Genomic DNA, 16,805 nt, shown 5'->3' on the forward strand with positions numbered 1-16,805 from the left:
GCTCATGGCCGCTCCGGAAGCCTTCCCGTCTGCACCAGTGGGTTGCCGCGCCGCCTGGTGGCGAAGTACCCGCGCCCCGGCGGCAGGGGATGCCCCCGCACCGTCCCGATGAGGTCGCCCTCGGCCGGACTGCCGGACAGCACCACTCCTTGGGCTCCCAGCTCCCTGATCCGCTGCATGAACGTCTCGTACATCGCACGCGACGCTCCCGCGGAACCGCGCGCGATCACGAAACGCACCCCGGTGTCCCGGGCGAACGGCAGATAGTCCGCCAGCGGGGCCAGCGGGCCGCCCGCGCCCGTCGCCACCAGGTCGTAGTCGTCGACGACGACGAAGATCCGCGGACCGGTCCACCAGCTGCGGTCCCGCAACTGCCGCGGCGTCACGTCCGTCGGCGGCTGCCGCCGGGCGAACACGCCGGCCAGCGCCTCCATATGGGTCCCCAGCGCGTCCGCCGTCGGCGCGTACTCCAGGAGATGGCTCTCGGGCAGCGCGCCCAGCAGACCCCGCCGGTAGTCCCCGACGACGAGCTTCGCCTCGTCGGGGGAGTAGCGCTCCGCGATCTGCTTCGCGATCAGCCGCAGCAGGTTGGTCTTGCCCGACTCGCTCTCGCCGAAGACCAGGAAGAACGGATCGGTGTCGAAGTCGACGAACACCGGCTCCAGATCCGTCTCGGCGATCCCGATCGCGATCCCGCGGTCCGGGAACTCGAACCCCTTCGGCAACCGCTCCGCGGGCAGCTTCCGCGGCAGCAGCCGTACGGAAGGCGCCGGTGCGCCCGTCCAGTTAGCCCGCACCGTACCGACGAGCGCGGCGGTCGCGTCGGCGAGGCCCGACGCGTCCGTGACGGAGTCGATGCGCGGCAGCGCGCCCATGAAGTGCAGCTTCTCCGCCACCTGGCCGCGGCCCGGCACCCCGGCGGGCACCCGGCCGGCGACCTTCCGGTCGAACTCGGAGTCCATGACGTCGCCGAGCCGCAGTTCGAGCCGCCCGAGGATCTGGTCCTTCAGCCCCGCGCGCACCTCCATGTACCGCGCCGCCGAGAGCACCACATGGACGCCGTAGCCCAGACCGCGCGCGGCGATGTCCGTGACGACCGGTTCCAGCGACTCGTACGCGGTCCGGAAACCGCCCCAGCCGTCGATGACCAGGAACACGTCCCCCCACTCCTCACCGGGAAGCTCGCCGACCGCGCGCCTGCGCCGGTACGTGGCGACGGAGTCGATGCCCCGGGCGCGGAACAGCTCCTCGCGCCGGGCCAGCACCCCCGCCACCTCCGCGACCGTGCGCCGCACCCGTTCCGGATCCAGCCGCGAGGCGATCTGTCCCACGTGCGGCAGCTCCGCCAGCGGGGCGAGCCCGCCGCCACCGAAGTCGAGGCCGTAGAACTGCACCTCCTGCGGAGTGTGCGTGAGCGCGAACGACGCGATCAGCGTCCGCAGCAGCGTCGACTTCCCCGACTGCGGACCGCCGACCACCATCAGATGTCCCGCGGCCCCGGAGAAGTCGCGGTACAGCACCTCGCGCCGCTGCTCGAACGGCTTGTCGACCAGGCCGAGCGGGACCGTCAGCCCACCGGGCCGGCTGTACCCCGTGGCGGTGAACCCGCGACCCTCGGCCGGCGCGAGGCCGGGCAGCAGCTGGTCCAGCGCCGGAGCCCGGTCCAGCGGCGGCAGCCACACCTGATGCGCCGGCACCCCCTGCCCCTCCAGCCGCCGCACGACCACATCCAGCACGGTGTCGGCGAACGCGTCCTGATGAGCCCGCACCGGCACCGCCGGCGGGACGCTCTTGCCGGGCTGCTCCGCACCCTCCGCCGGCACCGGCACCGGCACCGGCATCGCACGGAACGGCGCGGCCCGCCGCGCGGCCGGCAACTGCCCCGCCGCGGGCCCCGCACCACCCCTGCGGTACGCCCCCGACACGTACGCCGCCTTGAACCGGGTCATCTCCTCCGTACCCGACTTGAGATAGCCCGAGCCCGGCACCGACGGCAGGTGGTACGCGTCCGGCACCCCCAGCGCCGTCCGCGACTCCGCGGCCGAGAAGGTCCGCAACCCGATCCGGTACGAGAGATACGTGTCCAGACCGCGCAGCCTTCCCTCCTCCAGCCGTTGCGAGGCCAGCAGCAGATGCACACCCAGCGAACGGCCGATGCGGCCGATCTGGATGAACATGTCGATGAAGTCGGGCTTGGCGGTGAGCAGTTCGGAGAACTCGTCGATGACCAGCACCAGCGAGGCCAGCGGCTCCAGCGCCGCCCCCGCCGCCCGGGCCTTCTCGTAGTCGTGGATGCCCGCGTAGTTGCCCGCCGAGCGCAGCAGCTCCTGCCGGCGCTGGAGCTCACCGCGGATCGCGTCGCCCATCCGGTCGACGAGGGCCAGGTCGTCGGCCAGGTTGGTGATGACCGCGGCCACGTGCGGCAACTGCGACATCCCGCTGAACGTCGCCCCGCCCTTGAAGTCCGCGAGCACGAAGTTCAGCGTCTCCGAGGGGTGCGTGACCGCGAGCCCCAGCACCAGTGTCCGCAGCAGCTCCGACTTGCCGGAACCCGTCGCTCCGACGCACAGCCCGTGCGGCCCCATGCCGTCCTGAGCCGCCTCCTTGAGGTCCAGCATCACCGGCAGCCCGTCCTCGCCGACCCCGATCGGCACCCGCAGCCGCTCGGATACCGGCCGGGGCCGCCAGGTGCGGGCCACGTCGACCGCGGCCGCGTCGCCGAGGTCCAGCAGTTCGGTGAAGTCCAGCTCGGACAGCAGCGGTTCGCCATCCTTGCCGCCACCCGTACGAAGCGGTGCCAGCTGCCGCGCCAGCGCCTCGGCCACAGGCAGCGGGATGCCGTCCGGTACGCCCTCGTACGCCGCGCCCCCGGCCGGCTCCAGCCGCAGCAGCCCCGGCCGCACCCGCAGGGTGAGCCCGCCCCGGACTGTCGCGGGCTCACCCTCCACCACCTCGACGACGGTCACACCCTGCAGCCCCTCGGGCGCCCCGAGCACCGAGTCCGGCGCCACCCGGCCACCGTCCACGACCACCACGATGTGCGGCTGGTCCGGCAGCGGCGCGCTCTCCCGGCCGAACCGCGGCCGGCCCTCCAGCCGCCCGGCCAGCAAAGGCTCCAGAGCGGCCAGGTCCGCGGCGAACAGCCGCTTCGAACCGGCCCCGTCGACCTCACCGGGCACCTGCGTGTGCGGCAGCCACTTCGTCCAGTCCCAGCGCGCCACCGCATCCCGCCCCGCCACGACCGCGACCACCAGATCATCCGGCGCGTGCAACGTCACCAACTGGGCCACCACCGCCCGCACCAGCGACCGTGCCGACTCCGGCAGCCCGCACACCGTCACCCGGGGGAACGCCCGCACCGGAAACGCCAACGGCATGCCCTCCAGCGAGCCGTGCACCGCCAGAAACCGCCGCAGCGCACCCGCGCACACCGGCTCGGGATCGTCGGCGGGTTCGGCGTCCGGCGCCGACAGGGGCGTCGACAGCTCCTGAACCCCGAGCCCGACCCGCACCTGCCCGAAGTCAGCGTCACCGGACCGCCGTTCCCAGACCCGGCCGCCCTCCGCCACCACCGACCACAACTGCTCGGGGCCGGGATGCAGGTACCACTGCGCATTGCGCTGGGCGCGCGCCGTCCGGCGCACCGCCCGCCGCGTCTGCGCCAGGTACGCGAGGTAGTCGCGCCGGGCATCCGCCAACTGCCCCTGTGTACCGCGCCGGTGACGGACCACCTGGGCGACCGCCATGGCGAGCGTCGAGACCAGCATCAGCACACCCATGATCCGCATGAACGGCGGCGCCTGCGGCGAGAAGAAGAAGACCACCGACGAACCCATGCCGAGCACCGGCAGCACCTGCATCAGCACGCCCTCGCGCTGCCCGCGCGGCAACGCGGGCGGGGCCTTCAACACCAGCCCGTCCGAGGGCGGTTCCGGCGGCAGGGCCCGCGGCGGACGCTTCACGACGATCTGGCTCACCGGTGCATCAAACCCCTCGGTACGGACGGGCCGGAGGCCGGACGGACCCGCGCCGGCGCCCCCGTGGCTGCCTCCGCCCACGGACTGCGCGACCGCGATCCTACTTCCCGGACTCCGACGCGGATTCCGTGATTCACCCGTCCCGGTAGGGTTGCGCGCGCATCGTGCGCGACCGCGCAACCGGGGGACCGGACCCGTGACCGTGCGCAGCCGCCGACCGGGGGGACCAGACACGTGAGTACGACCGCAGCGACCGGCTTCTGCCGCGTCACTGTCGTGGCGCCCGACAGCCGGATCGACGTCGCGCTGCCCGAGGACCTCGCCGTCGCCGACATCTGCCCCGAGATCCTCCGCCTCACCGGCCGAACCCAGGCCGTCGCCACGCCCACCGGCCACCACCTCGTACGACGCGACGGCACGGTCCTGGACGGCGCCAGCACGCTGGCCGCCCAGCAGGTGCTCGACGGCGAGATCCTTCTCCTGCGCCCGTTCGCCGAATCGCTGCCGCCCGCCGTGTTCGACGATGTCTCGGACGCCGTCGCCTCCGCCGTCGCCCGCGACCGGCACCTGTGGAGCGACGACCTGCTGCGCGGCGCGGGCCCGGCGGGCGCCGCGCTGCTGCTCGTTCTGATGGGCTTCGTCCTCTGGTTCGCCGACCCGGTCCGCCACGACATGCACAGCCTGCCCGGTGTCATCGCGGGCGCCGCCAGCGCGCTGCTCACCGCCTTCGCCGGGGTGCGCGCCCGGGTCTACGGGGACCGGGTCACGGCCGTCGCCCTCGGCCTCGGCGCGCTGCCCCTCGTCCTCATCGCCGGCTCCGGCATCATCGGCCCGGACACCGGCCAGGGTCCGGGCCGGCTCCAGCTCCTGCTCGGCTGCGTCGCCGTACTCGTGGCCTCGGTGGTCCTGGTCGCCGTCACCCCGGGCGGCGACGCGCCGTTCGTCGCGGCGGCCCTCCTCGCCACCGCGGGCACCCTGGCCTCCTTCGCCGCGATCCTCACCGAGTCCTCCGCGGCCGCTGCGGCCGCCGTCTGCTCCCCGGCCGCCATCGGGCTCGTCGCCTTCCTGCCCGGCCTGTCGGCCCGCTTCGCCCGCCTGCCCATCGGATACGCCCCGCAGCGCACCGCCCGGGCCGGCTACGACGACCCCTTCGCCGATCCGGACGCCGGCCACCGCGACGCCCCCGTCGACGCCGCCCACATCGCGGAGCGGGCGCGGCGCGGCCACGAGCTCCTCCTCGGTCTCGTCGGCGGCTGCGCGGCCCTCGTCGTCGCGTCCGCCGCGGTGCTCGGCTTCTCCGGCGACCCCTGGGCCCAGCTCCTGGCCCTGGCCATGGGTGCGGCCATGCTGCTGCGGGCCCGGCTCTTCCGCTACACCTCGCAGGTCGTCTGCGTACTCGCGGCCGGCATCGGCGCCCTCGCCCTGCTGATCACCGGACTCGCGCTGAACCCGCCCGCCGGCCCGGTGGCGGAGCTCGCCCGGTACGGGGACCGCGGCGACCTCGACCTGCGTACGGTCTGGCTCTGCGCGGCCGTCGTCGCCGGCGTGACCCTGCTGACCGCGGCGGGCCTGATCGTTCCCCGCAAGGGACTCTCCCCGTTCTGGGGCCGGCTCCTGGACCTGGCGGAGAGCGCGCTCCTGCTCTCCCTGGTCCCGCTCTGCCTGGCGGTCCTCGACGTCTTCGCGCGCGCGAGGGCCCTCACCGGCTGAGGCCCGTCGGGGCCGCTCCGGGCGGCTGGTAGTCTGGCTGTGGCCGTTTGTGTACGCGTTCCCGGTCGACTCTGGGGACTGCGCTCATCGGACCTTCGCTCCCGAGTCACTCAAGCTCCCCTGAGATCAAGACCAGGGGCACTCGTGGGCGCATCGAACACCAAGAGGAGTACCGCGTGCCGCTCGACGCCGCTACGAAGAAGCAGATCATGACCGAGTTCGCGCAGAAGGAGGGCGACACCGGTTCCCCCGAGGTTCAGGTCGCCATGCTTTCGCGCCGCATCTCGGACCTGACGGAGCACCTCAAGACGCACAAGCACGACCACCACTCCCGTCGTGGTCTGCTGATCCTGGTCGGCCAGCGTCGCCGCCTCCTGCAGTACCTGGCCAAGAAGGACATCCAGCGCTTCCGTGCGCTCGTCGACCGCCTCGGCATCCGCCGTGGCGCGGCCGGCGGCGCCAAGTAAGGACGCTGTGACAGGGAGCGGTGCCCACTTCTGAGGGGGCCGCTCCCTTTGCCGTACGTGCGGTACCGGGGACAACCTCAGTAACCTGGACGTACAACAACAGACGAGGAGAGGCGCGCCATCGCCGCCGCCGGTCCTCGGTAGTGGCCTCCGGGACAACGCCCGGGAGCTTCGATCGAAGACCGGCCCCGCACCACGGTGCGCTTCTCCGCACCGTCCTGCGCCACACGGGCGCCAGGACGAAAGACGACGAGTATGGAGAAATCACTAGTGGAGAACGAGACCCACTACGCCGAGGCCGTTATCGACAACGGAACCTTCGGCACCCGCACCATCCGCTTCGAGACGGGCCGCCTGGCCAAGCAGGCCGCCGGCTCCGCCGTCGCGTACCTGGACGACGACACCATGGTGCTGTCGGCCACCACCGCTTCCAAGCGGCCCAAGGACCAGCTCGACTTCTTCCCCCTCACGGTGGACGTCGAGGAGCGGCAGTACGCCGCGGGCAAGATCCCCGGCTCCTTCTTCCGCCGGGAGGGCCGCCCCTCCGAGGACGCGATCCTCACCTGCCGCCTGATCGACCGCCCGCTGCGCCCCTCCTTCAAGAAGGGCCTGCGCAACGAGATCCAGATCGTCGAGACGATCATGGCGCTCAACCCCGACCACCTGTACGACGTGGTCGCGATCAACGCCGCGTCCGCCTCCACGATCCTGGCGGGCCTGCCCTTCTCCGGCCCGATCGGCGCCACCCGCGTCGCCCTGATCAAGGGCCAGTGGGTCGCGTTCCCGACGCACACCGAGCTCGAGGACGCCGTCTTCGACATGGTCGTCGCCGGTCGCGTCCTGGAGGACGGCGACGTCGCGATCATGATGGTCGAGGCCGAGGCCACCGAGAAGACCATCCAGCTCGTCAAGGACGGCGCCGAGGCCCCGACCGAAGAGGTCGTCGCCGCCGGTCTGGAAGCCGCGAAGCCCTTCATCAAGGCGCTCTGCAAGGCCCAGTCCGACCTCGCCGCCAAGGCCGCCAAGCCCACCGGTGAGTTCCCGGTCTTCCTCGACTACCAGGACGACGTCCTGGAGGCCCTCACCAAGGCCGTCAGCACCGAGCTCGCCAAGGCGCTCACCATCGCCGGCAAGCAGGAGCGCGAGGCGGAGCTCGACCGCATCAAGGACATCGCGGGCGAGAAGCTCCTCCCGGCCTTCGAGGGCCGCGAGAAGGAGATCTCCGGTGCCTACCGCGCGCTGACCAAGAAGCTGGTCCGCGAGCGCGTCATCAAGGACAAGGTCCGCATCGACGGCCGCGGCGTCACGGACATCCGTACGCTCGCCGCCGAGGTCGAGGCCATCCCGCGCGTGCACGGCTCGGCGCTGTTCGAGCGTGGCGAGACCCAGATCCTGGGCGTCACCACCCTCAACATGCTCCGGATGGAGCAGCAGCTGGACACCCTCTCCCCGGTGACCCGCAAGCGCTACATGCACAACTACAACTTCCCGCCGTACTCCGTCGGTGAGACCGGCCGCGTGGGCTCGCCCAAGCGCCGCGAGATCGGCCACGGCGCGCTCGCCGAGCGCGCCATCGTGCCGGTGCTGCCGTCGCGCGAGGAGTTCCCCTACGCGATCCGCCAGGTCTCCGAGGCGCTGGGCTCCAACGGCTCGACGTCCATGGGCTCGGTCTGCGCCTCCACCATGTCGCTGCTGAACGCCGGCGTGCCCCTCAAGGCCGCCGTCGCCGGTATCGCCATGGGCCTGATCTCGCAGGAGATCGACGGCAAGACCCACTACGTCGCCCTCACCGACATCCTCGGTGCCGAGGACGCGTTCGGTGACATGGACTTCAAGGTCGCCGGTACGAAGCAGTTCGTGACCGCGCTCCAGCTCGACACCAAGCTCGACGGCATCCCCGCCTCGGTCCTGGCCGCCGCGCTGAAGCAGGCCCGTGACGCACGCCTCCACATCCTCGATGTGATGAACGAGGCCATCGACGTCCCGGACGAGATGTCCCCCAACGCCCCGCGGATCATCACCGTCAAGATCCCGGTGGACAAGATCGGTGAGGTCATCGGCCCCAAGGGCAAGATGATCAACCAGATCCAGGAGGACACCGGCGCCGACATCACGATCGAGGACGACGGCACCATCTACATCGGTGCCCAGCAGGGCTCGCAGGCCGAGGCCGCGCGCGCCACGATCAACGCGATCGCCAACCCGACCATGCCGGAGGTCGGCGAGCGCTACCTGGGTACGGTCGTCAAGACCACGACCTTCGGCGCGTTCGTCTCCCTGATGCCCGGCAAGGACGGTCTGCTGCACATCTCGCAGATCCGCAAGCTCGCCGGTGGCAAGCGCGTGGAGAACGTCGAGGACGTGCTCGGCGTCGGCGCCAAGGTCCAGGTCGAGATCGCGGAGATCGACTCCCGCGGCAAGCTCTCCCTCATCCCCGTCATCGAGGGCGAAGAGGACGAGAAGAAGGACGACACCGACAAGTGACGTCCCGTAGTTCCGTGACGACGGCCCGCCCCTCCTCGGAGGGGCGGGCCGTCGCCCGTACCCAAACGCTTCTCAAGGGCACCAACGGCATCGGCACGGTCCGCCGCACGGTCCTCCCCGGCGGCCTGCGCATCGTCACCGAGACGCTGCCCTCCGTACGCTCCGCCACCTTCGGCATCTGGGCCAACGTCGGATCACGCGACGAGACCCCGACGCTGAACGGCGCGACGCACTACCTCGAACACCTCCTCTTCAAGGGCACCGCCAAGCGCAGCGCCCTCGACATCTCGTCCGCGATCGACGCGGTCGGAGGCGAGATGAACGCCTTCACGGCGAAGGAGTACACCTGCTACTACGCGCGGGTCCTCGACACGGACCTGCCGCTGGCCATCGACGTGGTCTGCGACATGCTGACCGGCTCCCTGATCGCCTCCGAGGACGTCGACGCCGAGCGCGGCGTCATCCTCGAAGAGATCGCGATGACGGAGGACGACCCGGGCGACTGCGTGCACGACCTGTTCGCGCACACCATGCTCGGCGACACCCCGCTCGGCCGCCCGGTCCTGGGCACCGTCGACACGATCAACGCCCTGAACCGGGGCCAGATCGCCCGCTTCTACAAGAAGCACTACGACCCCACGCACCTGGTCGTCGCCGCGGCCGGCAACGTCGACCACGCCACGGTCGTACGCCAGGTCCGCAGGGCCTTCGAACGCGCCGGTGCGCTGTCCCGCACCGACGCCGTCCCGACGGCCCCGCGCGAGGGCTCCCGCGTCCTGCGCACCGCGGGCCGGGTCGAACTGCAGAACCGCAAGACCGAGCAGGCCCACGTGGTCCTCGGAATGCCGGGACTGGCCCGCACCGACGAGCGCCGCTGGGCGCTCGGCGTGCTCAACACCGCTCTCGGCGGCGGTATGAGCTCCCGCCTCTTCCAGGAGGTACGGGAGAAGCGCGGGCTCGCCTACAGCGTCTACTCGTACACCTCGGGCTTCGCGGACTGCGGACTCTTCGGCGTGTACGCGGGCTGCCGGCCCAGCCAGGTCCACGACGTCCTCAAGATCTGCCGCGACGAGCTCGACCGCGTCGCGTCGCACGGGCTCGACGACGAGGAGATCAGCCGCGCGATCGGCCAGCTCTCCGGCTCCACGGTCCTCGGCCTGGAGGACACCGGCGCCCTGATGAACCGGATCGGCAAGAGCGAACTGTGCTGGGGCGAGCAGATGTCGGTCGACGACATGCTGGCACGCATCGCGCAGGTCACCCCGGACGACGTCCGCGCGGTGGCGGGCGAGGTCCTCGGACACCGCCCCTCGCTGTCCGTCATCGGCCCGCTCAAGGACAAGCAGGCCGACCGCCTCCACGAATCCGTCGCCTAGTCACTCAGCCACCTAGTCACCCCGTCACCCGAAAGAAGCAAGCATGAGCAAGCTGCGCGTGGCCGTTCTCGGTGCCCGGGGCCGTATCGGCTCCGAAGCGGTACGAGCGGTCGAGGCCGCCGACGACATGGAACTGGTGGCCGCGCTCGGCCGCGACGACAAGCTGGAGTCCCTGACGGACTCCGGCGCCCAGGTCGTCGTCGAGCTCACCACCCCCACGTCGGTGATGGACAACCTCGACTTCTGCGTACGGCACGGCATCCACGCCGTGGTCGGCACCACCGGCTGGACCGACGAACGGCTCGCGCAGCTGAACACCTGGCTCTCCGGCTCGCCGGGGACCGGTGTGCTCATCGCGCCGAACTTCTCCATCGGCGCGGTACTCACCATGAAGTTCGCCCAGCAGGCCGCCCGCTACTTCGAGTCCGTCGAGGTCATCGAGCTGCACCACCCCAACAAGGCCGACGCCCCCTCCGGCACCGCCGCGCGCACCGCCCAGCTGATCGCCGAGGCCCGCCGTCAGGCGGGCTGCGCGCCCCAGCCGGATGCCACCGCGACGGCACTGGACGGAGCACGCGGCGCGGACGTCGACGGGATCCCGGTCCACTCGGTCCGGCTCCGCGGCCTCCTGGCCCACCAGGAGGTGCTGCTCGGGGGCGAGGGCGAGACCCTCACCATCCGGCACGACTCCCTGCACCACAGCAGCTTCATGCCGGGCATCCTGCTCGGAGCACGGCGCGTGGCGACCACTCCGGGCCTGACGTTCGGCCTGGAAAACTTCCTCGACCTGAACTGACTGAGTCCACCGCCATGCGCGCAAAGATCACTTACGCCGTCACCGCTGCCGTCCTGGTCTTCTACTTCCTCCTGGTCGGCAGCCGAGGTGTCCTGCTCATCAGGCACGGCACGCTCCTGACGGTGACCTTCGGGGTCGCCGTGCTGATCCTTCCGGTGATCGGCATCTGGTTCCTCTGGAAGAACACCCAGTTCGTCCGGAGGGCCAACGCACTCGCCGCCGAACTCGACGCCGAGGGCGGTCTGCCCGTCGACGACCTGGCCCGTACCCCGAGCGGGCGTATCGACCGGGAATCCGCCGACGCGGTGTTCGCCCGCCGCAAGGAGGAGACGGAGGACGCGCCGGACGACTGGCGCTGCTGGTTCCGCCTTGCTGTGGCCTACCAGGACGCCCGGGACACCCCCAGGGCCAGGAAGGCCATGCAGCGGGCCATCGCCCTGCACAGAGCCCGCACACCGGCCTCAGCGGCCCCGTCCGGCACCTAGAGGGCTCTTCCCCACACAACGAGACCGTCCGGCGTTCTTCGCGAACGCCGGACGGTCTCGTTGTGTGCGGGAGGGGCAGGCGGGCCCTCAGTGCTGCCGGTACTCGTCCCCCCACGCCTCGATCGTGTCGGCGGCCCGGTCGAACGCCTCACCACGTGCCAGGAAGTCCGCGTTGGAGTCCGTGAGCAAGGGCGGCACCGCGTCGCCGCCCTTGCGTACGACGATCAGGGCCTGGCCCTGCACCGTGCGCGGGAACCCGAGCCACTTGACCGGCTGCTGCACCGTACGCACCGCGGCGGCACGGTTCCACGGCACCGTCGTCGTCCGGAAGAAACCCACCCGGCGTACGCCGTGCCGGCTCACCCAGGCGCCGATCCGCAGCATCCGAAGGGCGCAGATGATCACCGCGAGGGCCAGAGCCAGACATGCCCCGGCCCCGGGCATCGCCCCGGCGAACGCCGTGATCATCCCGGCGAACAGGATGAAAGAGGCAAGCAGCAGCAGTCCGGCCGCGGCCGCGACACGCCAGGGACCGGGGCGGTAGGGGCGCCGCCAGCTGTCGTGGTCGTCGAACGGCAGCGCGACATCCTCAGCGCTCGCGTCAAATGCGCGGTCGGCCGTCAGAAAGGGCAGGGGCACGACTGATCCTCACTCACAAGCACGCTCGATTGCTGTGCCCGGTGAGGCTACCGAGGAGGCTACCGGCCGGACCACCCCAGGGGGCCCGTACGAGTCATCGCCCGTGCGCGGCCTCGGTCTGCTGACTGTGCCCCGCCGACTGCTCGGGCGACAGGGCGGGCAGGCCGAGCAGCAGTGATCCGGCCAGTCCGGCGACCACGACGAGGCCGATCAGGGTGCGGCCCGCCTTCTCCGAGAGAGAGGCGCGCTCCCGCGGGGGCGGTGTGACGTTACTGCGGAACCGGTCGGCCTCGGCTACGAACGAGAACGGGACGGATTCACGCCGGCGGAACATGAGGTAACTCTCCTTGAACTCTGATTCGGGCGGTGCTAATGAGTCAGACGTACGGCGAGCCCGATCGGTGCCCTGAATCGCCGGATCGGTGAAAGAAGTCCCCGGACGGCGGTGCGGGAGGCGCGGAGCCACGGCCGTAGAGTGGGCGCCGATCGAGACGCCATTGGAAGGACCCCCACCGGTGACCACCCCCGAGCCCACAAAGGCCCACTTTCGCAGCGATGTCACCGTTGACCTGGTGAAACACGCCGCCGGTGACTCCGACGTGCTGTTCGCCGCCCGTGTTTCGACGGCCGGTGAGCAGTCCCTCGAAGAGGTCACCAAGGATCCCGAGCGCTCCAAGGGGCTCATCAACTACCTGATGCGGGACCGGCACGGCAGCCCGTTCGAGCACAACTCGATGACCTTCTTCATCAGCGCCCCGATCTTCGTGTTCCGCGAGTTCATGCGGCACCGCGTGGGCTGGTCGTACAACGAGGAATCGGGCCGCTACAGGGAGCTGGAACCGGTCTTCTACGTTCCGGGAGAGTCCCGCAAGCTCATCCAGCAGGGACGCCCCGGCAAGTACGAGTTCGTCGAGGGCACTCCGGAGCAGCACGCGCTCACGACCCGCGCGATGGAGGAGTCCTACCGCAGCTCCTACGAGGCCTACCAGGAGATGCTCGCGGCGGGCGTGGCCCGCGAGGTGGCGCGTGCGGTCCTCCCGGTCGGCCTGTTCTCCTCGATGTACGCGACGTGCAACGCCCGCTCGCTGATGCACTTCCTCGGCCTGCGTACGCAGCACGAGCTCGCCAAGGTTCCGTCGTTCCCGCAGCGGGAGATCGAGATGGTCGGCGAGCAGATGGAGGCGCACTGGGCACGCCTCATGCCGCTCACCCATGCAGCCTTCAACAAAAATGGACGCGTTGCCCCGTAGGCGGTGTCCGTATTGCGGCGTTTCGAGAAGTTCATCTAGGCTGATCAAACGGACCCGGCACTGCTTGAACCCCCGAGCAGGCAGTGCCGGGCTCCTCTTGCTTGTCCCCCCGAGGGGACATTGAGCGCCGAGCAACGAGTAGCGTGTTACCCATGGCTCCGATCTCCACTCCGCAGACCCCCTTCGGGCGGGTCCTCACCGCTATGGTCACGCCCTTCACGGCGGACGGCGCACTCGACCTCGACGGCGCCCAGCGGCTCGCCACCCATCTGGTGGACGCAGGCAACGACGGCCTGATCATCAACGGCACCACCGGCGAGTCCCCGACCACCAGCGACGCGGAGAAAGACCAGCTCGTACGGGCTGTGCTGGAGGCGGTCGGAGACCGGGCGCACGTGGTCGCCGGCATCGGGACCAACGACACCCGCCACAGCGTCGAGCTCGCCCGCACGGCCGAGCGCACCGGCGCCCACGGCCTCCTCGCGGTCACGCCGTACTACAACAAGCCGCCGCAGGAGGGCCTCCTCCGGCACTTCAGCGCGATCGCGGACTCCACCGGCCTGCCGGTGATGCTCTACGACATTCCCGGCCGCAGCGGTGTCCCGATCGACACGGAGACCCTGGTCCGGCTCGCCGAGCATCCGCGCATCGTGGCGAACAAGGACGCCAAGGGCGACCTCGGCCGCGCCAGCTGGGCCATCGCGCAGTCCGGCCTGGCCTGGTACTCGGGTGACGACATGCTGAACCTGCCGCTCCTGTCGGTCGGCGCCGTGGGAATCGTCTCCGTCGTGGGCCACGTCGTCACACCGGATCTGCGCGCTCTTCTCGAGGCCTACGCCGGCGGAGACGTGCAGAAGGCAACCGAGATCCACCAGAAGCTGCTGCCCGTGTTCACGGGGATGTTCCGCACCCAGGGTGTGATCACCTCCAAGGCCGCGCTGGCCCTCCAGGGCCTCCCCGCCGGCCCGCTGCGTCTGCCCCTGGTGGAACTCAGCGCGCAGGAAACGGCACAGCTCAAGATCGATCTCGCCGCAGGTGGGGTACAGCTGTAACCACAGACTTCACAACTGAATACGCGAAGAACGATTCGCGACAGAGCACCACCAAAGACAACAGCAAGTGCACGAATGACATGCGCGCCACGTGCCCAAGCGGTACGTGGCGTGTGTGGTAAGGAGAGTCTTTTGAGTCATCCGCATCCTGAACTCGGCACCCCGCCGAAGCTCCCGAAGGGCGGCCTGCGGGTCACCCCGCTGGGTGGCCTCGGCGAAATCGGCCGCAACATGACGGTCTTCGAGTACGGCGGCCGCCTGCTCATCGTCGACTGCGGCGTCCTCTTCCCCGAAGAGGAGCAGCCGGGAATCGACCTGATCCTTCCGGACTTCACCACCATCCGGGACCGTCTCGACGACATCGAGGGCATCGTCCTCACGCACGGACACGAGGACCACATCGGTGGCGTCCCGTATCTGCTGCGTCTGAAGCCGGACATCCCGCTCATCGGCTCCAAGCTGACCCTCGCGCTCATCGAGGCCAAGCTCCAGGAGCACCGCATCCGTCCGTACACCCTTGAGGTCAAGGAGGGGCAGCGCGAGCGCATCGGAGTCTTCGACTGCGAGTTCATCGCGGTCAACCACTCCATCCCGGACGCTCTCGCGGTGGCCATCCGCACACCCGCGGGCATGGTGGTCGCCACCGGCGACTTCAAGATGGACCAGCTGCCGCTCGACGGCCGGCTCACCGACCTGCACGCCTTCGCCCGGCTGAGCGAGGAAGGCATCGACCTTCTGCTCTCCGACTCGACGAACGCGGAGGTCCCCGGGTTCGTACCGCCCGAGCGCGACATCCAGAACGTGCTGCGCACGGTCTTCGCCAACGCGCAGAAGCGCATCATCGTGGCGAGCTTCGCGAGTCACGTGCACCGCATCCAGCAGATCCTCGACACGGCCCACGAGTACGGCCGCAGGGTCGCCTTCGTCGGACGTTCGATGGTCCGGAACATGGGCATCGCCCGTGACCTCGGATATCTGAAGGTTCCCGCGGGACTGGTCGTCGACGTCAAGACCCTCGATGATCTGCCGGACGACGAAGTGGTGCTCGTCTGCACGGGCTCGCAGGGTGAGCCGATGGCGGCCCTGTCCCGGATGGCCAACCGCGATCACCAGATCCGCATCGTCCAGGGCGACACCGTCATCCTCGCCTCGTCGCTGATCCCCGGCAACGAGAACGCGGTCTACCGCGTGATCAACGGCCTGACCCGCTGGGGCGCCAACGTCGTCCACAAGGGCAACGCCAAGGTGCACGTCTCCGGTCACGCCTCGGCCGGCGAACTGCTGTACTTCTACAACATCTGCAAGCCGAAGAACCTGATGCCGGTCCACGGCGAATGGCGCCACCTCAGGGCCAACGCCGAACTGGGCGCCCTGACCGGCGTCCCGAAGGACCACATCGTCATCGCCGAGGACGGCGTGGTCGTCGACCTGATCGACGGCAAGGCCAAGATCGTCGGCAAGGTCCAGGCCGGCTATGTGTACGTCGACGGTCTCTCGGTCGGCGATGTCACCGAGACCTCCCTGAAGGACCGTCGCATCCTCGGTGACGAGGGCATCATCTCGGTCTTCATCGTGGTGGACAGCTCCTCCGGCAAGATCGTGGGCGGGCCTCACTTCCAGGCCCGGGGTTCCGGCATCGACGACTCGGCGTTCAGCGCGGTCGTGCCGAAGGTCGAAGAGGCCCTCAACAAGTCGGCGCAGGACGGTGTCATGGAGCCGCACCAGCTCCAGCAGCTCGTCCGTCGCACGGTGGGCAAGTGGGTCTCCGACACCTACCGCCGGCGCCCGATGATCCTTCCCGTCGTCGTCGAGGTCTGACCCCGACAGGCGCGAACTACGGAGCGGGGCCCCCGATTTGCATCGGGGCGCTCCGCTCCAGTACGTTTGCGTCTCCGCCTCACCGGGAAGCGCCGCGCACACGTGTGTGCCGTGGGCCCGGGGACGGAAATTCCGACTCAGAACTTCTGATAATGTCGGATCCGCCGAAAGGCAAGGCCACTTCAACGGCCACTGGAATTCAAATTCGTACCGGAAACGGTACGCACGGGTTCTGGTAAGGTTGGAACTGCTGGAAAGGGAAAGCGCGAAAGCGAAGAACTGGAAAGCGGAAATGCAAGACCCGCTTCGACCGGGAATCGGACACGAAAGAGTCTGATAGAGTCGGAAACGCAAGACCGGAGGGAAGCGCCCGGAGGAAAACCCGCGAGGGTGAGTACGAAGGAAGCGTCCGTTCCTTGAGAACTCAACAGCGTGCCAAAAGTCAACGCCAGATATGTTGATACCCCGACCTGTTTCGGCAGGTTCGAGGTTCCTTTGAAAGTCCTGGCAGGCCTTCGGGCTTGGCAGGCAATGCACACAGCGAGGACATAGYGAACGACCGGTCCTATTCCGACTCGGTTGTTCCGCTCTCGTGGTGTCTACCCGATTACGGGAAAACATTCACGGAGAGTTTGATCCTGGCTCAGGACGAACGCTGGCGGCGTGCTTAACACATGCAAGTCGAACGATGAAGCCTTTCGGGGTGGATTAGTGGCGAACGGGTGAGTAACACGTGGGCAATCTGCCCTTC

General features: G+C 69.7%; 12 protein-coding genes. 9 read left to right on the plus strand and 3 right to left on the minus strand.

Annotated elements, in window-relative coordinates:
- Positions 1-2: 2 nt before the first annotated feature.
- Positions 3-3,977, minus strand: coding sequence for a type VII secretion protein EccCa (eccCa, locus tag EAO72_RS36205; protein ID WP_148021252.1), 3,975 nt, complete (start codon positions 3,975-3,977; stop codon positions 3-5).
- Between the two features lie 234 nt (positions 3,978-4,211).
- Between eccCa and eccD the strand changes: the two genes are divergently transcribed.
- The 6 genes from eccD (at position 4,212) to EAO72_RS36235 (ending at position 11,295) form a co-directional block, all read left to right on the plus strand.
- The gene (gene eccD / locus EAO72_RS36210; RefSeq protein ID WP_148021253.1) at positions 4,212-5,687 is read left to right on the plus strand and encodes a type VII secretion integral membrane protein EccD; all 1,476 of its coding nucleotides are present in this window, start codon (positions 4,212-4,214) and stop codon (positions 5,685-5,687) included.
- Between the two features lie 176 nt (positions 5,688-5,863).
- Positions 5,864-6,154 (plus strand): 30S ribosomal protein S15, encoded by a 291-nt coding sequence (gene rpsO, locus EAO72_RS36215; RefSeq protein ID WP_018551846.1) that lies wholly within the window; start codon positions 5,864-5,866, stop codon positions 6,152-6,154.
- A 270-nt stretch (positions 6,155-6,424) separates the two neighbouring features.
- Positions 6,425-8,638 carry a polyribonucleotide nucleotidyltransferase gene (locus EAO72_RS36220; protein ID WP_148022231.1) on the plus strand — a complete coding sequence of 738 codons (2,214 nt, stop codon included), beginning with the start codon at positions 6,425-6,427 and terminating at the stop codon, positions 8,636-8,638.
- Positions 8,635-10,014: a M16 family metallopeptidase gene (locus EAO72_RS36225; RefSeq protein ID WP_148021254.1), complete on the plus strand. Its 1,380-nt coding sequence runs from the start codon at positions 8,635-8,637 to the stop codon at positions 10,012-10,014. The genes EAO72_RS36220 and EAO72_RS36225 overlap by 4 nt, the downstream gene beginning before the upstream one ends.
- A gap of 43 nt (positions 10,015-10,057) precedes the next feature.
- Positions 10,058-10,810: a 4-hydroxy-tetrahydrodipicolinate reductase gene (gene dapB / locus EAO72_RS36230; protein WP_148021255.1), complete on the plus strand. Its 753-nt coding sequence runs from the start codon at positions 10,058-10,060 to the stop codon at positions 10,808-10,810.
- 14 nt (positions 10,811-10,824) lie between these two features.
- Complete coding sequence (locus EAO72_RS36235; protein ID WP_148021256.1) at positions 10,825-11,295, plus strand: hypothetical protein; 471 nt, start codon at positions 10,825-10,827, stop codon at positions 11,293-11,295.
- A gap of 87 nt (positions 11,296-11,382) precedes the next feature.
- Here EAO72_RS36235 and EAO72_RS36240 read toward each other — a convergent pair whose 3' ends face one another.
- Both EAO72_RS36240 and EAO72_RS36245 read right to left on the minus strand, forming a co-directional pair.
- Entirely contained in the window at positions 11,383-11,934 is a 552-nt protein-coding gene (locus tag EAO72_RS36240; protein WP_148021257.1) for a hypothetical protein, read from the minus strand.
- A 94-nt stretch (positions 11,935-12,028) separates the two neighbouring features.
- Complete coding sequence (locus tag EAO72_RS36245; RefSeq protein ID WP_148021258.1) at positions 12,029-12,268, minus strand: hypothetical protein; 240 nt, start codon at positions 12,266-12,268, stop codon at positions 12,029-12,031.
- Positions 12,269-12,449: 181 nt separating this feature from the next.
- Here EAO72_RS36245 and thyX point away from each other — a divergent pair, with 181 nt between their 5' ends.
- From thyX to EAO72_RS36260, 3 genes are all read left to right on the plus strand, one after another.
- Positions 12,450-13,184: an FAD-dependent thymidylate synthase gene (gene thyX, locus EAO72_RS36250; protein ID WP_148021259.1), complete on the plus strand. Its 735-nt coding sequence runs from the start codon at positions 12,450-12,452 to the stop codon at positions 13,182-13,184.
- A 152-nt stretch (positions 13,185-13,336) separates the two neighbouring features.
- The gene (dapA, locus tag EAO72_RS36255; protein WP_148021260.1) at positions 13,337-14,236 is read left to right on the plus strand and encodes a 4-hydroxy-tetrahydrodipicolinate synthase; all 900 of its coding nucleotides are present in this window, start codon (positions 13,337-13,339) and stop codon (positions 14,234-14,236) included.
- Between the two features lie 132 nt (positions 14,237-14,368).
- Positions 14,369-16,054, plus strand: a complete 1,686-nt coding sequence (locus EAO72_RS36260) for a ribonuclease J (protein ID WP_148021261.1) — start codon at positions 14,369-14,371, stop codon at positions 16,052-16,054.
- Positions 16,055-16,805: the final 751 nt, after the last annotated feature.

It is taken from the genome of Streptomyces sp. OR43 (assembly GCF_008042275.1).
Lineage (GTDB): Bacteria > Actinomycetota > Actinomycetes > Streptomycetales > Streptomycetaceae > Streptomyces.

Coding starts and splice junctions, on each gene's coding strand:
- dapB (WP_148021255.1), top strand. CDS start 10,058: ATGAGCAAGCTGCGCGTGGCCGTTCTCGGTGCCCGGGGCCGTATCGGC.
- dapA (WP_148021260.1), top strand. CDS start 13,337: ATGGCTCCGATCTCCACTCCGCAGACCCCCTTCGGGCGGGTCCTCACC.
- EAO72_RS36235 (WP_148021256.1), top strand. CDS start 10,825: ATGCGCGCAAAGATCACTTACGCCGTCACCGCTGCCGTCCTGGTCTTC.
- EAO72_RS36245 (WP_148021258.1), bottom strand. CDS start 12,268: ATGTTCCGCCGGCGTGAATCCGTCCCGTTCTCGTTCGTAGCCGAGGCC.